Consider the following 8,186-nt stretch of genomic DNA (forward strand, 5'->3'; position numbering starts at 1 on the left):
ACGCGTCGATGTGGCGGAAGGCGTGTCGCTCGGCCTGCGCGTCGATGCCGGGGCCGCAACGGACCTAGCCCCGCTCGCGGCCATCGAGCCGCCCGAGGTGATCGCGGCGCTCTGGCTGCCCGCGTTTACGGTGAACGAGACGAATGTCGGGCAGGTTGCCCGGCTGAAGGGATTGCGCGACCTGACGGTGGAAAGCGGGCTCAGCAGCGCCGACAAACTGGCCCTCGCCGCCGCGCTTCCGCCGGATTGCGCGCTCAAGGCCGAACTTCCGTTCGAAGTGCTGCGCAATGAAGCCGACACGCCGCCCGGCGACCGGGTGCTTCGGTTCCCGGCGGACTATTCGCTCGGCCGGCTGTATACGCGCCTGTGGCGGTCCGATTATGGCATCACGTGGGACGAATTCGGCGAGGCCCGCGGCGAACGGCGCATACCCGCCGGGATGCAAGTCAAACTGGTGGTCGACTATGAAGGCGCGAGGGACCTGTCCCCGCTGCTGCGCTTGCACAAGAACGACTTGCACACCCTCGTGCTGGTCGGTGAACACATTACGGACGCCACCCTGGGCTATGTGCGCGGCCTGAGTTATCTGCGCGGACTGGAACTCTCGTATACGAAGGTGACGGACCAGGGTCTGACCAACCTGCGCGAGATGCGGCTGCTGCAGCAGATCAAACTTGTCGACATCAGCATGTCGGACATGGGGTTCGCCGAGTTCGACAACTGCAAAGACGTGAACTATCTGTATATCGACGGCGCCAACATCACCAACCGCTGCATGACGCGGCTGCGCGCGCTCAAACCCAGTCTCGCGCGCCTGCATATCGATCGGACCGGCGTCACGTTTGAAGCAATGGACGAATTGACCCGCTACCTGGACAAGTGCGAGGTGACGCCGCCTGCGTCGCGGTGATGGCGCGGCCTTCCGGCTGCCCGCCGGGTTTCAGCACGGCGGCGTTCCGGCAAGCGCCGCCTTGATCGCGGCGAAATGCTTGTACGGCACGCGCACCTTGCCCATCTCCGGCGCCATCCCTTTGATGCGGCCGTGGCAATCGCTCCCGCCGGCAACGAGCAGGTTCCGCTCCCGCGCAAGCTGGAGGAATCCGTCCGTTTCGCCGGGGCTGTGGCTGGTATGGTAAGCCTCGATGCCGTCAAACGGCAGCGCGAGCAGCGCCGGCAGCCTGCGCCGCGTGGCCTGACCCAGCCCCGGATGCGCGACAAACGCCAATCCGCCGGCGTGATGAATCCACGCGAGCGCGTCCGCGGCCGCGGCCATCTGCTTGGCCACATAGGCGGGCCGCCCTGTGTTCAGGAACCGGTCAAACGCCTCCTGGACCGTCCGCGTCACGCCCGCCGCATGCAAGGCCGCGGCGACGTGCATGCGCCCCAAGGCGCCTCTTTCCGCCTGCGCCAGCAGCACGGCGCCGTCCAGAGCCCGTCCCTGTTCGCGGAGCAACTCCAGGATGCGCAGCACCCGGCTCAGACGCGCCTGATGCTGGGATTGCAGCCCCGCGTTGAGCGCGGGCGCGTCTTCGCGCACCCCCAGACCGACGACATGGACTTCCACCCCTTGAAACCACGTGCTGATTTCTACACCGGAAAGGAATTCGACGCCCAGGCTCCCCGCCGCCGCGCGCGCTTGCGGCAGGGCCGCCACCGTGTCGTGGTCCGTGACGGCCACGGCGGCAAGGCCCAGTTCCGCGGCGCGCTGCACCACCAGTTCCGGCGTATCGGCGCCGTCAGAACAGGTCGTGTGCAGATGCAGGTCCACAAACGTCACGGGGCCGCCTCGTCATGCGCAACGCCCCGTTCGGAGACCATCTTGCGCAGGCGGTCCAGGATTCCGTTGACAAAACGGGGGGCTTCGTCGTTGCCGTAACGCTTGATCACCTCAATCGCTTCATTGATAGCCACGCTGGGCGGCACGTCGGAGACATGACACATCTCGTAGAGGGCGATGCGCAGCACGGCGCGCTCGACATGGCCCAGCCGGTCCAGGCTCCAGTTGTCCAGCGCCGCGGCAATATCCGCGTCCAGCTCGGCCCGATACTCACACACACCGCGGACCAGGCACTCGGCGTAACGCCGCGCGGGGGGGCGCGTCGGGTTCATTTCCCAGAAACCCGGGGCGGCGTCCTCCCATGCATAGTCCGTGAAACCGAGGCCGAACAGGAACTGCAGGGCCCGTTCCCGGGCCCTTCTGCGCACGCGCGGGTCCGGCACTAGAGCTGCCTCAGCAGGCTGACCATCTCGATGGCCGCCGCCGCCGCGTCCGCACCCTTGTTGCCCGCCTTTGTGCCGGCCCGCTCGACGGCCTGCTCGATGTTGTCCGTCGTAAGCACGCCGAACAGGATGGGCACGCCGGTCTGCAGCGCGGCCTGGCCGATGCCTTTCGCCGCTTCCGCCGCAATGTACTCGAAATGGGGCGTGCCGCCGCGAATCACACAGCCGAGCGCGATAACCGCGTCGTACTTGCCCGACTCGGCCATCCGCTTGACGACCACGGGCAGTTCAAACGAGCCGGGCACCCAGCCAACGGTGACCGCGGTGTCCTCCACGCCGTGACGGTGCAGCGTATCGAGCGCGCCCGCGAGCAGCCTGCCGGTGATGAACTCGTTGAAACGCGTGCAGGCAATTCCGAACTTCATGCCCGCGCCTATCAGGTTCCCCTCAATAACCGTCGGCATAACCGTCTGTTCCTCCTCGGTTGGTCCTCGATCTACCGCAATCGTCTAGAGCAAATGCCCCAGTTTTTCCCGTTTCGTGTCCAGATACCGCTGGTTATGTTCGTTAACCGGCGTCGTCAACGGCACACGGCCCGTGACTTCCAGGCCGTAGCCCTCGATCCCGGCGCGTTTCACCGGGTTGTTCGTCAGCAGTTGCATCCTGCGCACGCCGAGGTCGTTCAGGATTTGCGCGCCAATTCCGTATTCGCGCGGGTCGGGTTCGAAACCCAGGTGCACGTTCGCCTCCACAGTGTCCATGCCCTGGTCCTGAAGCGCATACGCTTTCAACTTGTTCACAAGCCCGATCCCGCGCCCTTCCTGGCGCATGTAGACGAGCACGCCCTCGCCCGCCTCCTCAATCAACTGCATGGCCCGCTGCAACTGGCTGCCGCAATCGCAGCGCAACGAGCCGAGCACGTCGCCGGTGAAGCATTCCGAATGCACGCGCACGAGCACGTCGCCGCCGGCGTCCACCTGTCCCTTCACGAGCGCGATGTGCTGGTAGTCGTCCACGTCGGTCTCGTAAACGATGAGCTTGAACTCGCCGTAGCGCGTTGGCAGGCGCGTCTCCACGATGCGGCGGATAAGCTTCTCGTTGCGGCGGCGGTAGGTGATCAATTCCTCGATCGAGCAGATCTTGAGACCGTGCTTGTCGGCGAACTGTTCGAGGTGCGGCATCCGCGCCATGGTGCCGTCGTCATTCATGATTTCGCAGATCACCGAGGCGGGGCGCATGCCCGCGAGCCGCAGCAGGTCTATGGAACCCTCGGTCTGGCCCGCGCGCACGAGCACGCCGCCCTCGCGCGCGCACAACGGGAACACGTGCCCGGGCCGCACGAGATCGCGCGCGGTCGAGCCCGGGTCCGCCGCGACGAGAATGGAGCGGGCGCGGTCGTACGCGCTGATACCCGTCGTGATGCCCGAGGCGGCCTCGAACGACACATGGAACGCCGTGCCGAAACGCGACGTGTTGTCCGTCGTCATGGGCGGCAGGTCGAGTTCCCGGATGCGTTCCGGGCTCATGGGCATGCAGATGAGGCCCCGGCCATGCTTGGCCATGAAATTGATCGCCTCCGGCGTGACCTTCTCCGCGGCAATGACGAGGTCCCCCTCATTCTCCCGGTCTTCGTCATCGACCAGTATGATCATGCGCCCTTGCCGCAGCTCTTCCAGTATTTCCGGGATTGGCGTCAACATGATGTATCGAAGTTCCTTTCCATGCCGCCGAAAGATTCACACGAATCCGAATCGGGACAATTTCTCCTGCGTCAACCCGCCACGCCCCTCTTTCACGTAATGATAGACGTGCTTGCCGATGATGTCCGCCTCCATATTCACGGGATCGCCGGGCCGCCGCGCGGACAAGGTCGTGCTCCGCAGCGTCGCCGGGATGACGGCCACCGAAAACTCCGCGCCGCGCGGCTCTACCACCGTCAGGCTGATGCCGTCAATGCTGATCGAGCCTTTCGGAACCAGATACTTTGCCACTTCGTCCGGCGCGCGGAAGCGCCAGAGCTGGAAATCGCCTTGGTCCTTCACGCTGTCCACCTGGCCTACGCCGTCCACGTGTCCGAGCACGAGATGCCCACCGAGACGCGCGCCCAGGGCCATCGCGCGCTCCAGATTGACCGCGTGTCCCGCGCGCAGGCGCCCTAGCGTCGTGCGCGCGAAGGTCTCCGGCGAAACCTGGACCACGAAGCCCTCCGAGAGCAGCGCCGCGACGGTGAGGCAGGTGCCGTCCACGCAGATACTGTCGCCGGTTTTGGTCCCGTCGAGCACGGTCTTGGCCAGGATGGTCAGGTCCGCCCCGGAGCGGCGCGACACCGCGCCTACTTCCTCGATGATCCCGGTGAACATGGGGTCAGTCCCTCTTCACATACGCTTCGATGAGCAGGTCCTCGCCCACCTGCTTCACCGTCATATCCGTCAAGACGATCGCCTCGTCCATCGTCGCTACGCCTTCGCCTTCGACCGGCGTGATTGCCTCACGGCCGCCCACGATCTTCGGCGCCACAAAGATCCAGACCTTGTCCACCACGCTCGCCTCGAACGCCGATGCGTGGGTCGTGCCGCCGCCCTCGATGAGCAGCGACGTGACCCGCCGCTGCCCGAGCACGTCCATCAGCGCGGCGATGTCGATGCCCCCCTTGTCCGACGCGACGTGCAGCACGTCGTCCGCGGGCGGGCAACTGCTGCCTTCGGGGACTACGACCCAGGTCGCGGCGTCGCTCGCCACGTGGAACACGCGCCGGTTCGCGTCCAAATACTCCTCGCCGTCCAGGATGACGCGGATGGGATCGTGCGTTTCATCGCCGTTGAGGCGCGTCGTGAGGCTCGGGTCGTCCAGCATGACCGTGCGGCTGCCGACGAGGATCGCGTCCACCTCGTTGCGCAACTGGTGGACCATCCGCCGGGCCTCTTCGCCGGTCACCCACTTCGAGTGGCCGGTGCGCGTCGCGATCTTGCCGTCCAGCGTCATGCCGCATTTCGCGATTACGAAAGGGCGGCCCGTGGTGATGTATTTCACGAACACCTCGTTCAGCCGCCGCGCCTCCGCTTCGAGCAAACCCACGTCGACGCGGATGCCCGCGTCGCGCAGCCGGTCGATGCCGCGCCCGTTCACGAGCGGCTTGGGGTCGGCCATGGCCGCCACGACCCGGCCCGGCTTCTTCTCGATGAGCAGGTCCACACACGGCGGGGTCCTGCCTTCATGCGCACACGGCTCCAGATTGAGGTAGACCGTGGCGCCACGGATGTCGCCACCCGCCGCGGCAATCGCGTTCACCTCCGCGTGCGGCTCGCCCGCCTTCGCGTGGAAACCTTCCCCCAGCACGCGCCCGCCTCGGACGATTACGCACCCCACCATCGGGTTCGGGCTGGTGCGCCCGCGCCCCCGCGCCGCCAGTTCGAGCGCGCGCCGCAGGTACTTCGCATCTGCATCCATAACAAAAACCCCGAAGTCTCGCGGCCTTCGGGGCTTGGCTGATGACACGCATGTGGCTGGATGGAACGGCGCACCTCGCGCCGCGGCCATCCGCGCCAGCTTGTTCCGCAACCTTCTCCCATCCGGACTGTACCGTCGGCCCCGGAGTTGCACCGGGTCTGCGCCGAAGCGCTCGCGGGCTTTCACCGCCGGTCGGGAATTTCACCCTGCCCCGAAGGTCGGGTATGTTCTTCTCTAGTGATCTTAGCCCTTCCGCGCGCGCGTGTCAAACGCCTCGCCGCAATGGGGGCGGCTGTCCTCCGCAATCCCTCCCTTGGCTCGGGGACTGGCACAAGCGAGTCCCGCGCTTCGCGGGACGAGACGTGCCTGTACCCACCCGCCAGGTCGCGTCAGCCTATTCCCGGGCAATAGCCGTCGGGCGTGCCTTCGCCGGGGCAGAGATGATAGCCGCCGGTGTTGTACAGTTGGATCAATCGCAACAGTTCGGACAGCGTGATCGTCCAACTCGGACCGTCCAGGTAATCGGAAGCGTGCCGCGCGCACGCCTGATTCGCGCCCGGCCCCGGCTCGTACCCGTCTTCCGTATCATCCGGGTTCTCCGCGCAATGGAACCCGCCCGAGTTGTACAACTGAATGACGCGCAATAGTTCCGGCAAATCCACCTGCCAATCGCCGTTCCGGTCCGCCGTGTGCGGACCCGTCGGCGACTCGCCTTCGCCCTCGCCTTCCCCCTCGCCTTCGCCCTCGGCGCCACCCGTAAGGCACCAAATGTCGTTGAGTGTCAGTATCTCATAATTCTGGTAACGTTCGCCGCCCAGTATCCAAAGCCTGCCCTCGAAGCTTGCCGCTGTATGGTCCCTTCTCGTGCTCCAAGGCGCTGCATCGGTTACTTGTGTCCAATTCACGCCATCCGCTGAAACCCAGACGTCATGGAGCGAAATCAGGATTTCGCGAGGGTAACTTTCGCCGTACATCCCGCCGAGAATCCATATCTTGTCTTGAAATTCCGCCACAGCATGTTTCATGCGCACGTGCCATCCGGCACTACTTGTCACGTCTGTCCAGTTGACCCCGTCTATGGTGCACCATACATCATTCAGATAGTACAACCAGGACATCGTGCTGGTGCTGCCCCCGAGGACCCAAAGCGCACCGTCGTGGACGGTCACGGCGTGCCATAAGCGGGGCGACCACGCCGCATGCCGCGTCGCCCGCGTCCAGTTCGCGCCGTCCAGGGAATACCATACATCATTGCCGTCCACCCCGCCGCCAACCACCCACAACCTATCGTTGAAGACAGCTACGCCGTGATCGCACCTTATGGACCATGCGGCGTGATCTGTCACCCGTGTCCAGGTCATGCCGTCTTCCGTGAGCCACACGTCGTTGAGATACGGGCCCGTCCATTGCCAACCTCCAATTACCCAAATCTTGCCGTCAAAAACCACTGACTTGTGGTTCTGGCGTGGCACCCACGCCGCATGCTCCGTCACCTGAGTCCAGTTCACACCATCGGTCGAGGACCAGACATCATTTAACTCATAGTCATCTCCAAGGAACGGGCCATTGTGCCAACCGCCCAGTATCCAGATCTTTCCGTCAAACACAACTGTCGAGTGACCAGACCGGCTGGGCCACGGCGCTTCGGGTGTGGCTTCTATCCATGAAAACTCATCAACCCCCTCTCCGATAGCCTGTGGTACGAAAGCACATATCGCTGCAATTTCGAATAGCAGCACAAGGAAGGACACCGGGATTTTGCCAACGGCAAGAGCAACGATTCCACGCAGACCATTCATTGGCCAACCCTCCCTCCTATTCAGACCCCTCGTAAAGGTTCTCATGATCTGAAATATTTATCATCGGGATCATCCTTCGGCAGACTGAGAGGAATGCCGTCCTCGAGCAAGTAGCCCGCCAGCTTTAGGTTCCCAGCGTCGTCAATCAGCGAGACAACCTCGCCGTCACAACGCACCGTGAACGCCGTGCCGCCGCTTTCGCCCTCGGGTTCCGGTTCGAGCGGTACTTCTTCGTTTTCCATGACAACCCCGGACAAGTACAGCACTCCGCCTTCGGTGATCACGGCCCGGTAGTTCCCGAACGCGTCTCTGACAATGAATTCGCGTCCGGTCGGACTGGGCACGCCTAGCTCCGTCCAATTGCTTACGTTTTCGACTACATGCGCTCCCGCCTTCATCAGCAGGACATTGCCATTCTCGGCAAAGCGAGCCACCTCCTGCCCTTGTGAGTCGCGCACAACAAACGCCCTGCCGAAGTAATTTGCGAATGCATTGCGAACTCCAAAGTAGGCAGGTTTCGGAAACCACATCTCGCGCTCGTTTTCGGTCTCCGGGTCGTCTCCCCCACCCTTGTCCACAAAAACGGGTGCCTCTCCCGGCACAAACGGCGCGAATGATGCACACACGCAAAGAGGGGCGTTAACGGGCATCATGATTATCCCCTCCTTCTCAGCCCGATAGACTTTCGGCGGGATGAGGCCGTCCTCACCCCGGAGACGA

The 8,186-nt window shown here is 64.1% G+C and carries 9 protein-coding genes and 1 riboswitch; of the genes, 1 reads left to right on the forward strand and 8 read right to left on the reverse strand.

The features are described from left to right. A partial coding sequence (locus KA184_21840; GenBank protein ID MBP8132230.1) for a hypothetical protein occupies positions 1–910 on the forward strand: 910 nt, incomplete at its 5' end. Positions 911–940: 30 nt separating this feature from the next. Here KA184_21840 and KA184_21845 read toward each other — a convergent pair. The 8 genes from KA184_21845 to KA184_21880 all read right to left on the reverse strand — a co-directional run. Then, positions 941–1,777 (reverse strand): PHP domain-containing protein, encoded by an 837-nt coding sequence (locus KA184_21845; GenBank protein MBP8132231.1) that lies wholly within the window; start codon positions 1,775–1,777, stop codon positions 941–943. After that, complete coding sequence (gene nusB, locus KA184_21850) at positions 1,774–2,205, reverse strand: transcription antitermination factor NusB (GenBank protein MBP8132232.1); 432 nt, start codon at positions 2,203–2,205, stop codon at positions 1,774–1,776. The genes KA184_21845 and nusB overlap by 4 nt, the downstream gene beginning before the upstream one ends. A 14-nt stretch (positions 2,206–2,219) precedes the next feature. Further along, positions 2,220–2,684: a 6,7-dimethyl-8-ribityllumazine synthase gene (locus KA184_21855; protein MBP8132233.1), complete on the reverse strand. Its 465-nt coding sequence runs from the start codon at positions 2,682–2,684 to the stop codon at positions 2,220–2,222. A 45-nt stretch (positions 2,685–2,729) separates the two neighbouring features. Then, entirely contained in the window at positions 2,730–3,920 is a 1,191-nt protein-coding gene (locus KA184_21860) for a bifunctional 3,4-dihydroxy-2-butanone-4-phosphate synthase/GTP cyclohydrolase II (GenBank protein ID MBP8132234.1), read from the reverse strand. A 36-nt stretch (positions 3,921–3,956) separates the two neighbouring features. Continuing rightward, the gene (locus KA184_21865) at positions 3,957–4,580 is read right to left on the reverse strand and encodes a riboflavin synthase (GenBank protein MBP8132235.1); all 624 of its coding nucleotides are present in this window, start codon (positions 4,578–4,580) and stop codon (positions 3,957–3,959) included. A 4-nt stretch (positions 4,581–4,584) separates the two neighbouring features. Continuing rightward, entirely contained in the window at positions 4,585–5,667 is a 1,083-nt protein-coding gene (gene ribD / locus KA184_21870) for a bifunctional diaminohydroxyphosphoribosylaminopyrimidine deaminase/5-amino-6-(5-phosphoribosylamino)uracil reductase RibD (protein ID MBP8132236.1), read from the reverse strand. Between the two features lie 106 nt (positions 5,668–5,773). Next, positions 5,774–5,890, reverse strand: a riboswitch (FMN riboswitch). A gap of 166 nt (positions 5,891–6,056) precedes the next feature. Beyond that, positions 6,057–7,466, reverse strand: a complete 1,410-nt coding sequence (locus KA184_21875; protein MBP8132237.1) for a hypothetical protein — start codon at positions 7,464–7,466, stop codon at positions 6,057–6,059. 41 nt (positions 7,467–7,507) lie between these two features. Continuing rightward, the coding region (locus KA184_21880; GenBank protein MBP8132238.1) for a hypothetical protein at positions 7,508–8,186 on the reverse strand (679 nt) is incomplete at its 5' end.

This window comes from Candidatus Hydrogenedentota bacterium, assembly GCA_018005585.1.
In the GTDB taxonomy this organism is placed as follows: domain Bacteria; phylum Hydrogenedentota; class Hydrogenedentia; order Hydrogenedentales; family JAGMZX01; genus JAGMZX01.